Annotated in this window: 17 protein-coding genes; 4 read left to right on the top strand and 13 right to left on the bottom strand. The window is 52.7% G+C overall.

The annotated features are described in order from the left end of the window. Nucleotides 1-251: 251 nt before the first annotated feature. The 3 genes from KTH_RS29575 to KTH_RS29565 form a co-directional block, all read right to left on the bottom strand. Nucleotides 252-1448 carry an RNA-guided endonuclease InsQ/TnpB family protein gene (locus tag KTH_RS29575; RefSeq protein WP_497622476.1) on the bottom strand — a complete coding sequence of 399 codons (1197 nt, stop codon included), beginning with the start codon at nucleotides 1446-1448 and terminating at the stop codon, nucleotides 252-254. Nucleotides 1449-1561: 113 nt separating this feature from the next. Continuing rightward, on the bottom strand, nucleotides 1562-2695 hold the full coding sequence (locus KTH_RS29570) for a lipocalin-like domain-containing protein (RefSeq protein WP_170142979.1): 1134 nt from the start codon (nucleotides 2693-2695) through the stop codon (nucleotides 1562-1564). Next, on the bottom strand, nucleotides 2688-4967 hold the full coding sequence (locus KTH_RS29565) for an MMPL family transporter (protein WP_497622474.1): 2280 nt from the start codon (nucleotides 4965-4967) through the stop codon (nucleotides 2688-2690). The genes KTH_RS29570 and KTH_RS29565 overlap by 8 nt, the downstream gene beginning before the upstream one ends. 310 nt (nucleotides 4968-5277) lie before the next feature. On the opposite strand from KTH_RS29565, the gene smpB reads away from it, so the two are divergent. Further along, complete coding sequence (gene smpB / locus KTH_RS29560; protein ID WP_111326020.1) at nucleotides 5278-5775, top strand: SsrA-binding protein SmpB; 498 nt, start codon at nucleotides 5278-5280, stop codon at nucleotides 5773-5775. A gap of 35 nt (nucleotides 5776-5810) precedes the next feature. After that, complete coding sequence (locus KTH_RS29555) at nucleotides 5811-6179, top strand: VOC family protein (protein WP_111326019.1); 369 nt, start codon at nucleotides 5811-5813, stop codon at nucleotides 6177-6179. 28 nt (nucleotides 6180-6207) lie between these two features. On the opposite strand, the gene KTH_RS29550 is transcribed toward KTH_RS29555, so the two are convergent. From KTH_RS29550 to KTH_RS29505, 10 genes are all read right to left on the bottom strand, one after another. After that, entirely contained in the window at nucleotides 6208-6369 is a 162-nt protein-coding gene (locus KTH_RS29550; protein ID WP_497622471.1) for a hypothetical protein, read from the bottom strand. Between the two features lie 113 nt (nucleotides 6370-6482). Next, complete coding sequence (locus KTH_RS29545; protein ID WP_497622470.1) at nucleotides 6483-7160, bottom strand: GNAT family N-acetyltransferase; 678 nt, start codon at nucleotides 7158-7160, stop codon at nucleotides 6483-6485. A 374-nt stretch (nucleotides 7161-7534) separates the two neighbouring features. Continuing rightward, nucleotides 7535-8527: a GNAT family N-acetyltransferase gene (locus KTH_RS29540; protein ID WP_497622468.1), complete on the bottom strand. Its 993-nt coding sequence runs from the start codon at nucleotides 8525-8527 to the stop codon at nucleotides 7535-7537. Between the two features lie 53 nt (nucleotides 8528-8580). Then, nucleotides 8581-9405, bottom strand: coding sequence for an ABC transporter permease (locus tag KTH_RS29535; protein WP_111326016.1), 825 nt, complete (start codon nucleotides 9403-9405; stop codon nucleotides 8581-8583). 15 nt (nucleotides 9406-9420) lie between these two features. Continuing rightward, nucleotides 9421-10380 (bottom strand): ABC transporter ATP-binding protein, encoded by a 960-nt coding sequence (locus tag KTH_RS29530; RefSeq protein ID WP_111326015.1) that lies wholly within the window; start codon nucleotides 10378-10380, stop codon nucleotides 9421-9423. Between the two features lie 226 nt (nucleotides 10381-10606). Beyond that, nucleotides 10607-10810 carry a hypothetical protein gene (locus KTH_RS29525; protein WP_111326014.1) on the bottom strand — a complete coding sequence of 68 codons (204 nt, stop codon included), beginning with the start codon at nucleotides 10808-10810 and terminating at the stop codon, nucleotides 10607-10609. Nucleotides 10811-11042: 232 nt separating this feature from the next. Then, the gene (locus KTH_RS29520) at nucleotides 11043-11417 is read right to left on the bottom strand and encodes a hypothetical protein (protein ID WP_111326013.1); all 375 of its coding nucleotides are present in this window, start codon (nucleotides 11415-11417) and stop codon (nucleotides 11043-11045) included. A gap of 121 nt (nucleotides 11418-11538) precedes the next feature. Next, entirely contained in the window at nucleotides 11539-13995 is a 2457-nt protein-coding gene (locus tag KTH_RS29515) for a transglutaminase TgpA family protein (protein ID WP_497622465.1), read from the bottom strand. 6 nt (nucleotides 13996-14001) lie between these two features. Next, nucleotides 14002-15213 carry a DUF58 domain-containing protein gene (locus KTH_RS29510; protein WP_497622463.1) on the bottom strand — a complete coding sequence of 404 codons (1212 nt, stop codon included), beginning with the start codon at nucleotides 15211-15213 and terminating at the stop codon, nucleotides 14002-14004. A 4-nt stretch (nucleotides 15214-15217) separates the two neighbouring features. After that, nucleotides 15218-16186, bottom strand: a complete 969-nt coding sequence (locus KTH_RS29505) for an AAA family ATPase (protein WP_497622461.1) — start codon at nucleotides 16184-16186, stop codon at nucleotides 15218-15220. A gap of 341 nt (nucleotides 16187-16527) precedes the next feature. On the opposite strand from KTH_RS29505, the gene KTH_RS29500 reads away from it, so the two are divergent. Both KTH_RS29500 and gatC read left to right on the top strand, forming a co-directional pair. Then, the gene (locus KTH_RS29500; RefSeq protein ID WP_211326385.1) at nucleotides 16528-16839 is read left to right on the top strand and encodes an acylphosphatase; all 312 of its coding nucleotides are present in this window, start codon (nucleotides 16528-16530) and stop codon (nucleotides 16837-16839) included. Between the two features lie 25 nt (nucleotides 16840-16864). Then, nucleotides 16865-17158 carry an Asp-tRNA(Asn)/Glu-tRNA(Gln) amidotransferase subunit GatC gene (gene gatC, locus KTH_RS29495; protein ID WP_111326009.1) on the top strand — a complete coding sequence of 98 codons (294 nt, stop codon included), beginning with the start codon at nucleotides 16865-16867 and terminating at the stop codon, nucleotides 17156-17158. The last annotated feature ends 3 nt before the right edge of the window (nucleotides 17159-17161 follow it).

Here is a 17161-nt window from a genome sequence, read left to right as displayed (position 1 = left end):
TTGCAAACCACCGCAGCACGACGACCCGCTATCCCAGAAGCGTTTGACGAGGGGAGCTCACCGGTGCCCATCTGCCTGGGGGTACCTCTGTATGAAAAGAAACAGAGCACAGGTAAGCTCCATCATCAAGCAATGCTCACATTCTCTGCTCAGAAAGCGCAGATACACCTTTCATCCACATGGCTCAAGCCAGTGCTTTCCGGTGTGTTTTTATTGACACTCCCCAGACCTGAAGGCCGGGGATTCTTCCTTCATCCAGCCTGCTTGCGCGGCGCCGCAGTGCGACGACGCGTAGCGGCAGGCTGTCCAGAAGCGTTCGACGAGACACCCTCGTCGGTTCCCGTCTGCCCGACGGTACCCTGTAGCGCTTTGTGCAAGATATTTAAGGCGGCATTGTGATCGCGGTCGAGGAGCAGCCCACAGCCAGGACACAGATGCGTACGCACACTCAAGCTCTTCTTGACCCGCTGTCCACAACGAGAACAGTCCTGGGTTGTAAAGGCCGGTTCCACCCCGATCACCGGAACACGATGCAGCGTGCCATCGTATCTCACCCACCAGAGGAAGCGACCCCACGCCGCATCAGAGATGCTCTTGGCCAGATGACGGTTCTTGACGAGATGGCGGATCTGCAAGGCTTCATAGGCAATCACGTCGTGAGACGAGACAAGCGCGTTCGCCTGCTTCCTGGCGACATCCTCGCGCTGCCGCTGTACCTTGAGAGACGCTTTGCTGAGGGCTTGACGGGCTTTGCGCCGATTGCGGCTGCGTTTCTGCGTCTTCGAGAGTCGACGATGCAGCCGCTTGAGCCGTCGTTCCGCTTTGCGGAGATACCGGGGAGGAGCCACGGTATTCCCTTCGGAGTCAGTGAAGAAGGCACGCAGCCCCAGATCAATGCCCACCTGCTTGCCAGAGGGCTGATGCTCGACCCGGCGGGTAGCTGCCACCGCAAATTGACAATAGTAGCCATCAGCCCGCCGGAGCAGTCGTACCCGCTTGATCTGTGAGAGGGGAAAGGCCATGATATCGCGCGAGCCGATGAGGCGCAGCCGGCCAATGCCACAGCCATCTGTGAACCGAATGTGCACCCCATCAGGATCCAGCTTCCAGCCCGTCTGCTTGTCCTCGACACTGCGACAATCATGCTGGAACTGAGGAGAGCCCTTCTTTCCTGGTTTCTTCTTCTTACAATGCTCATAGAAGCGGGAGATGGCAGCCCACGCCCGATCAGCGGCAGCTTGCCGGGCCTGCGAGTTGAGGGAGAGCGCAAAGGGAATTTGTTTGGCGAGCACAGCGCAATACTGCTGCAGGTCATTCCTGGAGACGCCGCGTGCATCCATCCAGAGGCGCAGGCACGTGTTGCGAATGAACTGGGTCGTGCGGATGGCTTCCTCGATGGCGGCGAATTGCGCCTTCGACCCATCGAGCTTGTATTCGGAGATCAGCATCCCTTGCTCCTTGTTCGTCCTCACTATCTTCGTGTATTCTCGCACAACGATTGTCTTCTGTCAAGCGAAGGGGAACGTTCTGCCTCTGATGGCTTCCTGCGCCATCCATCCCCTTAGCTGAAGCCAGGGGCCTTCTGCCGCTTTTTGGTAAAGCCTGTCAGTTCCACATAGCCATCACCAGTCACTGGCTTGCCATGCTTCTGCCCCTCAACCGTCACCGCTCCTTCCCAGTAGACGTTACCGGTCGTTTGCTTCACAACCAGCTCTTGATCTTTCAGCACGGGCTTGATAAGCAGTGTTATTGGGATGCGCTTATCAGTGATCTCTATTTTCCAGCCAGAGGGATAGACAAAGCCTGTATGCGGGCTCTTCCACTGCTCAAGAATAGTGGTGTGCAGCGCCGAGGCTGGAAGCACAATATCCTTGCCTGAGGCATCGACATAACCAACATAAGTGGCTAACACCTTACCGCTGGCATCACGAATATAATAGACCATGATCTCGCTATTATCATGCAGTTGCAGGCTAAACCACTCCCAGCCGCCGCTGGCAAGCGTCAGGAAATCACCCCACTGATGATCCATCCAGGCCTGACCCTGCTCAATTTGAAGCATCTGCCCGTGATCGACAATAGAGCCACTGACATTCATCTTTGTCCGTGAATAATAATAGGAGAAGCCCGCCAGACCATAGGGAATCAAGCCGTCACCGTTATGCAGAGCCGCTGGCTTCCGGGCGGCAAGTTGAAGCGTGATCGCGTAGTTCTGCATGCTGGCAGCCAGATGATCCTGTCCGTTATAGCCCTGCATCGTCCAGTCACCAATATGGAGATCAAACCCTTTCACGTCATTTCGGGCTATGGTTGGCGACATGATACGCCGCTGATCGTACTGAAACGTGCCCTTTGACTTATCCGTGATCGCAAAATGCGAGGCGTAGAAAGGCGGCAGATCGGCACGCAAAACCTGGAAAATGACGAACTCAAAGCCGTAGTGCCGTAGTTTACCTGTAGCCTCCTTTGCTGTCAGGTGCCCCGTATAATACCACCACTCTGTCAGGTTATTGTGACGACCATCATCTTGCGGCAGCCGCGCAGGAGGTAACGGCGTCGGTGAGGGGGTAGGCTTTACCGGCGGCAATTGCTGCGTTGTCGAGACCATCCCCGGAAAACCACAGGAAGAAAGCAGTATCCCCAGTACAGCGACCAGGATTAACCAATATGGGTGCTGTTTCCTCGCTCTATTCATTGCTTCCTCCAACCGTACTTGTTGTTCCTGTTCTGCTCTCGCCATGTGGCACGGGGGGATGATGCCTGTTCCTGCTAAAAGGATTCCACCAGTTCCAGTCTCCGAGCAGCCGCATGGTAGATGGAACCAGCAACCCGCGCACAAGCGTGGCATCGAGAATTACCGCCAGCGTCATGCCAATGCCAAGCGCCTTCACCAGAATCATATCAGCGGTGGCGAAACAGGCACTGACCACAATCACAATCACAGCGGCGCTGGTGATAATCCGCCCGCTTCGCTCCAATCCGACCGCCACAGAAGCGGTATTGTCTCCGGTGCGCCAGTATTCCTCCTGAATACGCGAGAGCAGGAACACTTCATAGTCCATCGAGAGACCAAAGAGCGCACAGAACAGCAGTATCGGACTGGATGCTTCCACAAAGCCAAGCGGCGCAAAGCCTAAGACCTGATGTAAAAAACCCTCCTGAAAAATGACCACCAGCGCCCCATAACTTGCCAGAATCGAGAGTGTATTCATCAAAATGGCTTTCAATGGCAGCACAATTGAGCGGAACAGGAGAAACAGTACCACAAAGGTAATCCCAAAGACCAGAAGTACGGCTATCGGGAAATCGGAGTAGAGCGAGTCCACATAATCAACGTTGGCCGCCGAACCTCCATCGACAAGCACCTTGATCCCGTCCCCCGGTGGTGTATTCCGAATCGTCAGTGCAAGCTCCTGCGAACGGGGGTCGCTCATCTCATACTTGCTGACCACCGAGATCATCAATGTGTCACCCGACACCGTCGAGTGGAAGAGCGCCCCGATATAGGGATCAGCAATCAGTTCAGGATGCGTATAAAGCAGCTCATACTGATCCAGCGTAAAACGTGGATCAGCGCTAACAATGCTATCCACACGCTTCACACGCGGATCCGCCTCTATCCGCTGCACATAGGCATAGAGCTTACGAATGTTTTCCGGTGTCGTCGCGTTGCCCTGCGTCTGCACAGCCAGGATGATCGGCGTTGTCTCGCGCATATCAAAACGCTTTGCCAGCAGGTCATATGCCTGACGAGACGGCACCTGAGCGGGCAAAATCGAGGCATCGGGAGCCGAAAAACGCACCCAGAGGAATGGAACTCCTAACCCGATCAGCACCAGCAGTACGGGCAAAAAGACGCGCACAGGATAGCGCATCACAAAGTGCGAGAGGCGATACCAGAACCCCTCATGCAGCACTTCCGTTTCTCGCCTGTGCAGGAAAGGGATCCTCACCGGAAGCGCATTGATACGCGGCCCCACAATGGCAAGCATCGCCGGTAAAAGCGTGACAGCGGCCAGTACCGCCAGAATCACAACCAGCATACCACCCATCCCAACTGAGCGCAGCATATTAATACGGAAGAAGACCAGGCCTAACAGCCCAATAGATACCGTCAAGCCTGAGAAGGCCACCGCTCGACCAGCCGTCGCCACGGTGATTTCGACCGCCTCCGCGACGCTACGCCCCTGCGTCAGCTCTTCGCGGAAACGACTGACGATAAACAGTGAATAATCGACGCCAAGCCCTAACCCGAACAGCGTGGTGATATTCAACACAAAGATAGACAGATCTGTCACCTGCCCTGCACCATATACCAGCGCCAGCGCGATCACCACCGCACAGCCGCCAACAATGGCCGGCAAGACAGCCGCCACCACCGAATGAAAGACCAGCAGCAAGGCCACAATCGCGAAAGGAAAGGCCAGCAGTTCGGCCCGCCGCAGATCGTTCTCGCTGACAAGCTGAATATCCTCGTAAAAGACAGGAGAGCCACCAATATGATATTCAAGATCAGGAACCGCCTGCACCCGGCGGGCCAGTTCTGGTAACAGCTTCGGCGCTTCATCACCGCTGGCGTTCAGTTGCACCGTCACATAGGCGGCATGGCGATCTTTTGATACCTGCCTCGGATTCTCAACAAAGGTAGCGATTCCGGCAACTTCACTCCAGTTGCGCAACCGGCTCAATGACTGCTCAACCTCCGCGGGAAAGCGGGGATCATCAACAGAAAGATCCTTCTGTTTACTCTCATAAATAATCTGTACAGCGGTATCCTTTAACTTTAATTTATCGATCAGCAGATTAATCGCCTGCTGTGATTCAGCATCCGGGCTGGTAAAACCTCCCGAATGCAGCACCTGGCTGGCAAAAGGGGCAAAAGGAAGCGCCGCAAGCACTGCGACGCCCCAGAGGGCCACAATCAGCCAGCGATATCGAATGGAGATCCTACCTAGAAGTGCAAACATAGCCACCCCATCTCGCAGGCTCTCCGATTATGCTTCACGTCCATATGTCCTCTTTCTTTTCTCCATACAAACGGCGTTCTAGAGCCATAAAACAGAACCAATCCAGTTGTTTCTTATCAACAAAAATAATATAATACCCTCATTCCCAATCGTAGGTCTTTCGTTGCTTCCGGGTCAAGGGAAGCAACAGGTATCGCTCCTGTGTAGAAAGACCTCCTGCGGTGGCGTCTCCTGCATCTGGGCCAGTCGCAGTGTCCCTGCTGCATGGCATCCTCAACCTGTAGCATTTATTCACCAGGAGTTTTTTTATATGGCAAAAGCAAGTACGAAGAAAAAGGCTCAGGAAACAAAAGAGCAAGCCAGTAACAAAGTTATCGCGGTCAATCGGCAGGCATATCATGATTATACCGTTGAGCGCACCGTGGAGGCAGGAATTGTGCTGGCCGGAACCGAAATCAAGTCGATTCGCGATGGCAAGGTACAATTGCGCGGTTCCTACGCGATTATCCGCAATGGAGAGGTCTGGCTGGAAAATGCGCATATCTCGCCTTATGAGCATGGCAACATTTTCAATCATGACCCCCTGCGGCGGCGAAAACTGCTTCTCCACAAACGCGAGATCAACCAGCTCGTCGGGCGCGTACAGACAAAGGGACTGACGTTGATCCCGCTCAAGCTCTACCTCAAGGGCGGACGTGCCAAAATTGAGCTCGGGCTATGTCGCGGTAAGAAAATCTATGATAAGCGTCAGGCCATTACCGAGCGTGACGTCAAGCGAGACATCGAACGCATCGTTAAAGGGCGCTAGGAGCCCATCAAGTAAAAGAAAAGGAAGAGACTGACGTGACTATTCAGGGAGTACACCACGTTCAAATTACGATCCCACGGGGAGCTGAAGAGCAGGGACGCTGGTTTTACTGTACCGTTTTGGGATTGCCGGAGATTGAAAAGCCCGCTTCGCTCAAGGGGCGAGGCGGCTTCTGGCTTCAGGTGGGAGATAGACAGGTGCATGTTGGCACAGAAGATGGTTTCGACCGCACAACCACAAAATCACATATTGCCTATCAGGTGACAGATCTGGCGGGCTGGCGCCAAAAGCTGGAAGCAAACGGTATTCAAATTCTGGATTCGGTCGCTATTCCCGGCTTCGATCGCTTTGAGTTTCGCGATCCTTTCGGCAACCGTGTTGAGTTTATTCAACCTCTCTCATAATCCCCGCCCGAGGCCAGGAGAGGGCTGGCTACCTCCCATGCGCCCTGGCCTTACGGTAGTTATACCATGTATAGCAGGCAAGGATTCCTCCTACCAGGATCAGCGCGATACCAATGCACAACAGGACAATGAGAAATATGCGCATTCCATCGCTTGCTGCTCCCTGGGCCATTGCTGTCGCGAAAAGCATTCCTTCTCACCTCCTTCCTGACAGCATACTTATCCCTTCAAAGAGACAGAAAGAGGAGTACGGCAACAAATAACGCCTGCACCCCTCCCCGACACCTCACAGCATGTGTTTCCCTATGCTGAGACGTAGTGGTGCTCTTCCTTCACCACTTTCTCGGCCTTCACAGCCGCTCGCAAGACTTTCTCATATGTGCAATACTGGCGAGCCGCATAGGGCTTATTCCCGGGAGTAGCTGCCGCTTTCTCGGGGTCAACAACGAGCTCCACTGCCAGTGTTTCACCTTCCTTGCCATTGTTCAGTTCTTGCAAGAACGACGTGTTCATGTTGATATGGACCCGCCAGAAAGGTCGCTCACAGTGATACCCCTCGCGCTCTAGCAGTCGTTTCGCTGTCCTATGGGTGCCATCAACGATGTACTGCAATGAGACCTGAATATGAGCAGGGATGCCCCACATTAACTGGCGGGCCCGCTCCTCGTTCAACCAGAGTAACAATGTGCCAACCCCTCGGCCTCTATAGGCAGGATGTACATACACCGAAGCCCGGAGCCTTCCGTTCTCCATGCGCCATACATCCGAATATCCTGCAATATGTCCCTTGTTCGTTGTAATGAGCCAGGCATCTGCATTCAGGTTAAAGTGTGCAGCCTGCCAGCGCTCGCGTAAACTCTCTTCTGTCTTCTCAACAAAACCCTTATCAGCTTTCTCGCACTCATGCATTAGCTCTATTACCGCCTCCAGATCTTCGCTGACCGGGCGCTTCGCTGCTAAATTGTGCAGACGTACTCGCATTGCTGGTTCTCCATTTCGCTTATGAGCCCAGTGGGGACAGTCACTGCACTCAAAACCTCTTCGTAGAGCCGGAGACAGGTGGATTTTACAGCACGCCTTCACCCACCTGGCGCTTGCGCACTGCATACCACCTCTGCCCATTCCTTCCGCTTCTCCGCTCGGTCCATAGCTTCTATCCTCAATGACATTATTCTTGCTCTCCTCTACCACAAAGGAGAGGTGGCATATTTCTCCAATTCACAAGCGCCACTCCTTTCTCTATCTATTTAAGCGATTGGCAGAGGTGAACAGCCACATACAAACTCATCCTCTATGACCTTCTCACTATTTCAATAACCTGGCATTTCAGTTGCACACGAAAGAGCATAACTCTTTCAGTTTTCATCTTCCAATCGCTGAACTGTCAGATCGATCCCGTCGCGCAGAAGCATCTCCATCATCACGTACTCTTTGACTTTGCGCATGCCAGCCCGCTCATACAGGCGTGTGGCACCGGTCAGGCTCCTCGCATCTACATTCAGATAAACGTCCGAAATCCCCCGCTGATAAAACTCGCCAAAGGCCTGGTGCAACAAGGCCAGACCAATACTCTTGCGCCTCCACGGGCGACGTACTCCTAACACATTCACCCATCCGCCCTGATCGTAGGGTGTCTCATCACTACAGAGCGCCAGTCCGGCAATCTCATCACCATCCATTGCCAGGAACCAGAGCGAGGGATCCATATTCTTCCGTTGAAAGGTATGTTGCACCCACTCTTCAAAAGTAGTAGGAGTATGGCCCCAATGATCCTTGAAAGCCTCTTCTTTGGCTTCAAAGATCGCACGTTCCATACCAGGCGTCAGCGTTCGTACGGTAATTCCGTCAGCCCATTGCGGCGCGGAAGGCTGCTCTTTCAACTGAATGCCCATCTGCCAGAAATAGCGGCCCGGCGCATAACCATGCTGCTCAAGGAGCTCCCACCTTGCGCTATCTTCGCGATCAAACCAGGCATGCAAGGCCACCTTTGCCCCTTCAGGAGCCAGAGGAACCAGCTCGCCCGCTCGCTTCTCACACAGATGTAAGAGATAGGTTTCAAGCCCGGTCTCTACCAGCTCGGGAGCCACAAACACCTCGAACTCAAGCACCCCATACTTTCTGTCGTAAAGCAAGGCTACCCCCGCCAGTGTGTCGTTCTCTGTCTTGACCAGCCAGCTATTCTGCTCAAGGCTGGCCTCATGTCGTCTCCACCAGGCTTCAATCTCATCTTGAATGGTATCCGTCTCTCCCAGACGAGCCAGTTCGGAGCGCTGTATTAGCTTCGTGACAGCCGCTGCGTCGGCCAGCGTGACCGGGCGAATCGTCCAGTGCGCGGGAAGGTTTTCCATTACTCTCTATTTCCTGTTCCAGGGGGAAGAAGCGCTTCTTCCCCCAATCTATCTTAGCCATTTCGTTTCAGTTTTCCGGTCCGCTTGGCGTAACGCTCGGCGATACCAAAGATGTAAATCCCCACAGGAATCGTCACAATACCAGCAATAATCAGAGGCCAGGTGTTTGCCCACATGACCGGCGACCAGATAGACGCGCCATTGATTAACGCCTCTTTCAGTCCCTGGATCACATAGGTCGCAGGCGAAACATACGCCATATACTGCATCCAGACCGGTAGCACATCAATTGGATAGTACACACCCGACACCAACAACAGGACAGCCCGCACGATAAAAGACATCTGTGTCCCGCGTTCCGTAAAGAGCAGCGGCAGAATCGACGCGCCAATCCCCATCCCGATAAACGAGATGCTCCCTAACAACATAATGAAGATGGCAGAGAGGTAATTTGCATGACTCAAATCCAGACTGAAGAATGCACAGACCACCAACAACTGCACCGCAGTAAAGAGCAGACCATGCGCTACCGCATACCAGCAGCTCCCAACCAGGTGGGTAAAGCGCGAAATAGGAGCCATGAACGTGTGCTCAATCGTTCCCTCCCAGCGCTCAATGGTAATCATATCTGTGACCCCTTCAAAGGTCACGCTCAGGTATGTCCAGACCGAGGAACCGATCAGAAAAGTCAGGATCAGATGATTGACCATCTGCGGCGCGAACTGCTTCGCACTCAAACCAATAAATGTCACCGAAAGCGAGTTGACAATATTGAAGATCACCCAGACGACTTCCCAGGCCAGATACCTCTTCGTAAGATTCCAGTTTCGTTCAAAAAAGGCATAGGTTGCACGACCAGCATGCATCAGAGCGGCCATTCTTTCCCCCTCGTTTTACTCTTCGTCTTCTTCTTCACGCTGCGCCTCAAGCGCTTCAAAGGCTTTCTCCCAACTGCCATAGCGCGCAATATCTTCCTCGGTGATCAGGTGTGAGGCCGTGTAGTGCATAAAGACCTCGTTCATGCTCACCGGCTTCTCGCGATTCATCAGTCTCGCAACATGTTGCTTCAACTCAGCGGTTGTTCCCAGTGCCATAATCTTCCCCTGATCAATGATGGCGACCCGGTCACAGAGCGCGTCGGCCTCATCCATATCATGGGTTGTAATCAGAATGGTCGCGTCATGCTGCTCACGGAGCTCATACACAAATTTCTGCACATCGAGCTTTGAGCGCGGGTCCAGGCCGGTCGTGGGCTCATCCAGCAGCAACACCACAGGCGAGGTAAGGAAAGCACGTGCGATTGCTACTTTCTGCTGCATTCCTCGCGACATATTCTCTAAGGGCGCATGAATACGATCAGGCTTGATGCCGAGTCGGGCCAGGATCGCTTTAATATTGGCACGAGCCTCTGCCCCCGACATGTTATACAGGCGCGCCGCATACAGCAGGTTCTCCATTGGAGAGAGCCGCTTAAAGAACGAGGCCTCCACACTGACGCGATTAATCAAACGCTGGACCATGCGCTCATCTTTGATGACGTCATAGCCAAAGATGGAAATGTGCCCTTCATCCGGGATCAGCAGCGTAGAGAGCATGCGAATCAAGGTCGATTTCCCCGAACCGTTCGCCCCCAGAATACCGACAATCTCTCCTCGTTTCACGTTCAAACTGACGTGGTCTACAGCCCAGATAGTACGCTCATCACGCTTCTTATCCGCACGGAACCACTCCCAGAAGGGGCGAGATTTCTTAAAGACCTTTGACACATTCTCAATGACAACCGCATCTTTGGTCGTATCCAGCTTGATATCTTTCACCAGACCGGTATAGACAGGTACTTCATGAACAGCCATACTGACTCCTTCCCTGATAGCTTGCAACACTCAATCGCTTCCTCTTACCACGCTCATAGAGACGAACATACATACACACATACACGCAAACAGACGACCGTTATACAGGCTTCCCTCCTTACTTTCCCTGGCATCCCGCCAGCGTCTCGCCCCCACATACAATAAAAAAACCGTGGGACTGATTCTCGTTCAATCAGTAGCCCACGGCTTGAGGGTTGCACGTTCTTTAAACATCTACACCTCGTGCTGGAGGATCTCCCCTCAAATTGGGCATACTGACGCTATGGGCCCCGAAATCGCGCTGACGGCTCATGCCAATAGGTGCGAATCCATCGATCTGATTCACCTGGAAAGCAGAGAAAGGCACCGCAAGGCATAGCATACCCGCAGCAGGTTTAAAGGCATGATGGGATAAAATCTGCATAATCATGCTTGCGTGCTCCTTTCCAGTAACATCGGTACGTTTCACTTTCCAGTTTCTTTATTGCTCAAACGCTGTATTTTCGGGGGTCTTTTACGGGGATTGCAACACAGCAATCCCCACGTTCTAAGTATACGGACGGCACGGGGCTCTGTCAAGGGTTTTCATATACCGATTGCACCCTTCTTCAGAGCCCTCTTAGCGGCTTTCTGCCCGTAGAAAAGAAGATCCTGAACAGGCACTATGCATTTGTCAGAGAAGCCAGGAACTGTTTGAGCTTGCCCTGCTGAATCATCTCAATACAGCGGCGATGATTTTGCACCGCCTCTTCTTGCGTCTCACTGTGCAGCTCAGCAACCTGCAACCGATACATAGTCAGATAGCCGCCTTGCTGCGGATAAATAGCGGTGACAAAGCCGCGACCGAGTCCCCGGTCATCAAACGTTGCCACAACATAGTGACTGAATTTTGACTCTCCCGGAGCCTTTACCGAATGTCGAGCCAGATCAAGCTTCTGCATCTGGACGGGTGTCGCGCCCGGAACCGTTAATCCCCACTCAGGCTTTGATGTTTCCAGCAGCGCCTGCTCATTATCCAGAGCTTCTTGAACGGTCATAAGTACCTCCCGCATAGTCTACCACAAACAGAGATTGCAGCCTGAAAACTCATCTATACAGGCTGCAATCTATAGTGTACGCAAAACCTATTCATTTGGTCAAGGATTTACATCGATTGTCTTATAGATCGTCTTCAAACTCTCTGTTTTTGCGCCTTCGTTGTCGTAACGACCGCATCGCACCACTGAGAGCCCGGGGGATGCTTCTGACAACCGAGGGATGTTTCAGCACATAGAAGAAAAGCTGCGGCTGAAGTCTGCGCCAGAGACCCGGCAACTCATGCACTTCTCCGCTGCGTCTGGGATGTTCTGCACTCTGTGGATCGGCCCACTGTTCGCGCACATAGATGTCTCCAAGCCGTTGCAGTGTTGTTGCATGCGCAGGCGTGGCCCGGGAAATCTCTTCCATTCGTTCAAGCGGCGTCTGCGAGGGCGCTAGCTTGATACCTGCCCAGTCTGCCAGCAAACAGATACGCCCATACACCTGAGTCGCAAAGCTATAGTTACGGAACAACCGCCGCCACCAGATGGCAAAGAAGATGCCGCCAAACAGCAGCGCCAGAACCAGACTGCCAATGATAAAGCTAAATGAGCGCCCGATATTCACCTGCTGGTCGTTTGCGTAGTTACCGCCGCCAGCATCCTCTTCGAGCTGATGCAGCTTATCATTCATATTATGATTCTGCGTTGAGGGATCATTATTTCCCTGTTGCCCCGGGAGAGGCAGGCCAACACTCCCGCTACTTGTGGTCTCTGGACGATAGAAGGTGCCAAATCCAGAGGATGGTTCAAAATTAATCCAACCGTAGCCCGCAAAGTAGACCTGTGACCATGCATGCGCATCTTTACCCTTGACCACACGCTCCCCGGCACCGGCATCATAATCGCCGTTTGTATATCCAGCTACAACACGTGCAGGAATACCAACCGAACGCAACATCAACGTCATTGCCGAGGCGAAGTAGTTACAGTAGCCCTCCTTCTTGCTGTGGAAGAGGAACCAGGAAGTAGGATCTCCGGTCGAGGGCGGCTGTACATCCAGATTATACCGATAATTCTGACGCAGGTAGGACTCTATAGCCTCAACCTTATCATACATAGACTGCTTTCCGGCAGTGATGCTGAGTGCCAGCTTCTTGATCTCCGGGTCAAACTCTTTGGGAAGCTGCGTATAGGTCTCGACAATTTGCGGCGCGTAGACATTAACCGCATCTTCTTCACGCTGCGCACTGGACGGTGCATCAGCAGGTAAGGGTACCTTACGTAAGGTTACCTTATCTACATTCGAGATCGCCGATTCAACAGTATAGGTTGTCCCCGTCGTTAGATACCCGTTCTGACCGAGCCAGGCCACAATTTCCCCTGGTGCACGGCGACTAATCAGCACGGTCGCCCCACGATCAACCTTGACAATCTCAGAGGCCCCAAACAGGTAGGGATATTGCTGACTTGGCGGATTCACCACTCTGATTGTCTGCTTGATCGTTTTGGTGCCGGCAGCGTTCCCCGGCTGAAGCGTGTTCGCCTTGATGTTCTGAGAGCCGGTTTGCGTGCTCATCCAGGAACGCCCGGTATAGTAGTCGTAGCTTACTGACGCAAGGTACTGGCCCGCATCATCACTCTTAAAGCGAAACACGACTTCATCATTCAGGTTCGGATTGCCTCCCAACGCGAGAGTATCTCTAAAGTTCCCCCGATTGGAAGCGTTGGCGCCGCCATTCGTCGAGATGATGCGATTGACAGTGTTCTGAAACTGTACCCAGGGACTTTCGCTATCATTCCAGATTTGAGACAGCAGCGGATCTGCATAGCTGGCAGGCAAGATCCAGGAACCGATCAAAATGACGACCGAGATCAGCGAGCCAAACTGCATGATATCCCAGCTCAGATCGTCGGCATGACGTAACCCAAGACGATTCCAGCGCTGCATTGACTCATACAAATTGAAGCGCAACAACAACAGCAAGGCAGCCAGCAGAAAGACAACCAGGAAGATAATCACCCCGGTAGGCGCATTGTTCAGGTTAATCAAGAGCACAGTGGCATTCGCAACAATCATCAGCCAGGGGCTTCGCGTGCGATAAACAAGCCATGCACTGATATAGGCCAGGAGGTAACCAAGCAGCAGGATGAAGAAAAAGTAGATCGAGTTATCATCCCCAAAGCCACCACGCAACACAGCTTGCGTCCACCACGTCCAGAGGCCATTCTGTGCGAAGGCGACAAAGTCTCCCTGATAGTAGCTTGCTGCCGTCTGCCAGTAGGCGAGCAGAAGCCCGAAGAGGAAAGAGCACAGATACGACAGAAAACGCGGGAACTGTTTCTGTTTGGCAGTAAAAACGCCCAGAATCAGACCGAAGAACGCAGTAAGCGTGAGTACCTGTAGATGATCGACCCAGTTGACCACCTGAATGCACCAGATGGTACTGAAGACGACAGCAGCGACCAGAATAAGGGAGAACCAGCCTTCATCAAGGCTAAAATGCAGCTCAAACTGCCTGCGTCGATAGGGCTTCTCATTTTTTTTGGGCTGCCGCGTAATTGTCTTTAACAACTTATCGACCGCTGCATCTTGCATGTCTCTTTACCTCCGTAGGGCATAGCGTGTGGTGGGTCCGCCTTCCAGCACCTGCGCAAGGGCATCATGGCTTTTCACACGCAACACAGGAACCCCGGCTCCTTCCAGAAGAGCCAGGCTATCTTCATCCTCAGGACTCTCATCAAATGATGCAGCATTTAAACCAACGACTGCGACCTGTACCCCTCTTCGCTGCAACTGCTGTACACCAATATGCCAATCTCGCGAATTGGACGGAGTAATCACAATTGCAGCAGTGTTTCGCCCAAGATGGAACGAATCCACTGCAAGCATTTCGCGCAATTCGGGCCCCCTTCCAGCCCGTACCACAGCCAGTAATTCAAGCACTCGCTCGATCTGACGATCACCGCGATCGAGCGGCAGATTTTCACGGTGCTCACCATTAACGATCAAGCCAACCGAAAGATCCTGGCGCAACAAATACACAGCAATGCTTGCGGCCAGCGTCACCCCGTATTCTTCGGTGGAATGTTCGCCCTCCCCTGCCTGCACAGCCTCATTCAGATCAAGAAAGATCCAGACATCGACCGCAGGATCAAGGTCGAACTCCTTGACCATAAGTTTATTATAGTGAGCACTTGAGCGCCAGTGAATGCGGCTCAAAGAATCGCCACTGACATATTCACGAATCGTGGTTGCATTTGTTGTCGTCTGTAGCGCCTTGCGAGAGCTCTTCCCTCTTCCGGGTAAGCCACCTGAAAAGAGAGCAAAGGAAGTGATCGGCAATACCTGAGGAAGCACCAGCAGTTCAGCAGAGGACGCAAGCGAGATACGTCGTCGAAACAGGCCGAAGGGATCTCCACTGGTCGCTGAAACAGGCCCGAGTTGAAAGCGTCCCCGCTGGCGACAAATAGTCCTCGCACGCCACATGGCGCGTTTTCTTCCCCCTATACTGGCGACATAACCGGCACGGTGTCCGGGCAAGGTCGAACCATCGACAATCTGGACCCAGAGCTTCGGCATAATGCTGAGATTATCCAGCATCAGACGCTCATCAAATGGTTCTCCTACCTGAATGCGGCCTCCTCCACCAGAGCGACGAAAGACCAGTTTGCGCAAGCTGTATCGCGCCCATACCCAGGAGAGCAGAAAGAGCGCAAGCAGCACATAGAGCAACACATAGAAGACCTTCCAGCCGCTACTAATCGCAAGAAAAGCCAGGATCAGGATAAGAAGAATGGCCTGCCAGGGACGCATAAGCCTAGCGCCCCTTTCCGCCGCTCACCCAGGCATTGGGGACGGGTACACTCTGCAAAATCTCATCAAGAATCGCTGTTGATGAAATCGAGCGCACACGTGCGGCAGGCGTCACAATGATACGATGGGCCAGAGTCGGTTTGACCAGTGCTTTCACATCATCGGGAATCACATAGCTCCTGCCGCGAATCGCTGCCAGAGCCTGAGCTGCGCGAAAGAGCGCCAGTGAACCGCGCGGGCTGGCTCCCAGATAGATATTCTGATGATTACGAGTCGCGTTTGCTATTGCCACAATGTACTCACGAATAGAGGGATCCACGTGAATCGTACGTACCTGTTCTTGAATCTGAAGCAATTCTTCAGCCGTCATAATCTGTGCAATATCATCCAGCGGGTGATGATGCTGCTGACTATCGAGAATATTGACTTCATCGGTCGGTTGAGGATATCCCAGTTTAATATTCATCATAAAGCGGTCAAGCTGTGCTTCTGGCAGAGGAAAAGTGCCTTCATATTCAATCGGGTTTTGCGTTGCCATCACCATAAATGGTTGTGGCAGTTGATAGGTCACACCATCAACCGTGATCTGATTCTCTTCCATCGCCTCCAACAACGCCGACTGGGTCTTCGGTGTCGCGCGGTTGACCTCATCGGCCAGCACAATTTGCGCCATAATCGGTCCCGGGCGAAATTCAAAATTGCCATTCTTTTGATTATAAATCGAGACCCCGGTGACATCACTGGGCAAGAGATCCGGAGTAAACTGAATTCGTTTAAAGGAACAGCCAATTGAACGGGCAATTGCTTTTGTCAAGACAGTTTTCCCAACGCCGGGAACATCTTCAATCAAAATATGACCGTGACAGATAACAGCGATCAAGCTGAACGCTACTGATTCTGCCTTACCTACAATAACACGTTCCACATTGCCAATAACACGCTGAACAGCGGTCGCTAAATCCTGAACTTGCATGTTTATCTCCCAGGTAGACTTGATCTTCTTGTAGCTTCCTTACTCACCTTCAGGGAATGGCCGCGATATTCTTTATACGACGAATGTAACTTATCTTATCACAGTCCCTATGAAGAGAACTCTCTATTCGCGATGTGTCGGGGAAAAAACAGAATGAAACAGACTACAAGAACTGCCACGGTGTTTCTGTATGCTTATTCTAACACATTTATCGCATCATGTCCCATGATATGCGCCTTGCCATCAAGAAGGCGCGCGGTCCCATCCCTTCCGGCCCACGGAGCGCATCACCACCATGAGCAAATTTGCTCCGGGGCTATTCTATAAAGCAAGAGTATGCTATGATGGAAGCCATGAACCAGAGCGATACTTCTAAGAAAAGAGAAGAATTGTTTGCGATAGTTCGTGGACTGGTACAGGGAGTAGGCTTTCGCTATTTTGTCGTTCAAAAAGCCACTTCACTTGGTCTGCGCGGCTATACGCGTAATCTCGATAATGGTGATGTAGAAGTGCTAGCTCAAGGTCCCCGCCCGGCTCTTGAAACGCTCCTCTCGCATCTGCGGCGTGGTCCTGCTGCATCCTCAGTCTCTGAGGTACAGGAGGCCTGGCGAGAACCGACCGAGCATTTCAGCGGCTTTAACATTCGTTGGTAGAAGAGATTTCCAAAGAGGATGAGAGATGATCGACCGCGAGACGGTATTAAACGTTGCAAAACTTGCCAAGCTTTCTTTCGGTGAGGAAGAAATAGAGCTCTTTCAAAGCCAGCTCTCCAATATTCTTGAGCATATCCAGGTCTTACAAGAAGCAGATGTGAGCGGCGTTTCTCCTACCGCTCATGCCTCACGCCTTACCAATGTTACACGCCCGGATAATCCTCGCCCTTCGTATCCACCCGAAGTCATGCTCGCCAATGCTCCCGAGCAAGAGGATAACTGCTTAAAAGTGAATGTGGTGCTGGAGGGAGAACACTAAACT

This window comes from Thermosporothrix sp. COM3 (assembly GCF_059696735.1).
This window is presented reverse-complemented; position numbering and strand designations above follow the sequence as displayed.

Bases quoted from the DNA above. Each gene is read 5' to 3' on its own strand.
- KTH_RS29550 (WP_497622471.1), bottom strand. From the start codon at position 6,369: ATGCTTTTCGCGACAGCAATGGCCCAGGGAGCAGCAAGCGATGGAATG.
- gatC (WP_111326009.1), top strand. From the start codon at position 16,865: ATGATCGACCGCGAGACGGTATTAAACGTTGCAAAACTTGCCAAGCTT.
- KTH_RS29515 (WP_497622465.1), bottom strand. From the start codon at position 13,995: ATGCAAGATGCAGCGGTCGATAAGTTGTTAAAGACAATTACGCGGCAG.
- KTH_RS29530 (WP_111326015.1), bottom strand. From the start codon at position 10,380: ATGGCTGTTCATGAAGTACCTGTCTATACCGGTCTGGTGAAAGATATC.
- KTH_RS29545 (WP_497622470.1), bottom strand. From the start codon at position 7,160: ATGCGAGTACGTCTGCACAATTTAGCAGCGAAGCGCCCGGTCAGCGAA.
- smpB (WP_111326020.1), top strand. From the start codon at position 5,278: ATGGCAAAAGCAAGTACGAAGAAAAAGGCTCAGGAAACAAAAGAGCAA.
- KTH_RS29540 (WP_497622468.1), bottom strand. From the start codon at position 8,527: ATGGAAAACCTTCCCGCGCACTGGACGATTCGCCCGGTCACGCTGGCC.
- KTH_RS29575 (WP_497622476.1), bottom strand. From the start codon at position 1,448: ATGCTGATCTCCGAATACAAGCTCGATGGGTCGAAGGCGCAATTCGCC.
- KTH_RS29535 (WP_111326016.1), bottom strand. From the start codon at position 9,405: ATGGCCGCTCTGATGCATGCTGGTCGTGCAACCTATGCCTTTTTTGAA.
- KTH_RS29505 (WP_497622461.1), bottom strand. From the start codon at position 16,186: ATGCAAGTTCAGGATTTAGCGACCGCTGTTCAGCGTGTTATTGGCAAT.
- KTH_RS29570 (WP_170142979.1), bottom strand. From the start codon at position 2,695: ATGAATAGAGCGAGGAAACAGCACCCATATTGGTTAATCCTGGTCGCT.
- KTH_RS29510 (WP_497622463.1), bottom strand. From the start codon at position 15,213: ATGCGTCCCTGGCAGGCCATTCTTCTTATCCTGATCCTGGCTTTTCTT.
- KTH_RS29525 (WP_111326014.1), bottom strand. From the start codon at position 10,810: ATGATTATGCAGATTTTATCCCATCATGCCTTTAAACCTGCTGCGGGT.
- KTH_RS29500 (WP_211326385.1), top strand. From the start codon at position 16,528: ATGATGGAAGCCATGAACCAGAGCGATACTTCTAAGAAAAGAGAAGAA.
- KTH_RS29565 (WP_497622474.1), bottom strand. From the start codon at position 4,967: ATGTTTGCACTTCTAGGTAGGATCTCCATTCGATATCGCTGGCTGATT.
- KTH_RS29520 (WP_111326013.1), bottom strand. From the start codon at position 11,417: ATGACCGTTCAAGAAGCTCTGGATAATGAGCAGGCGCTGCTGGAAACA.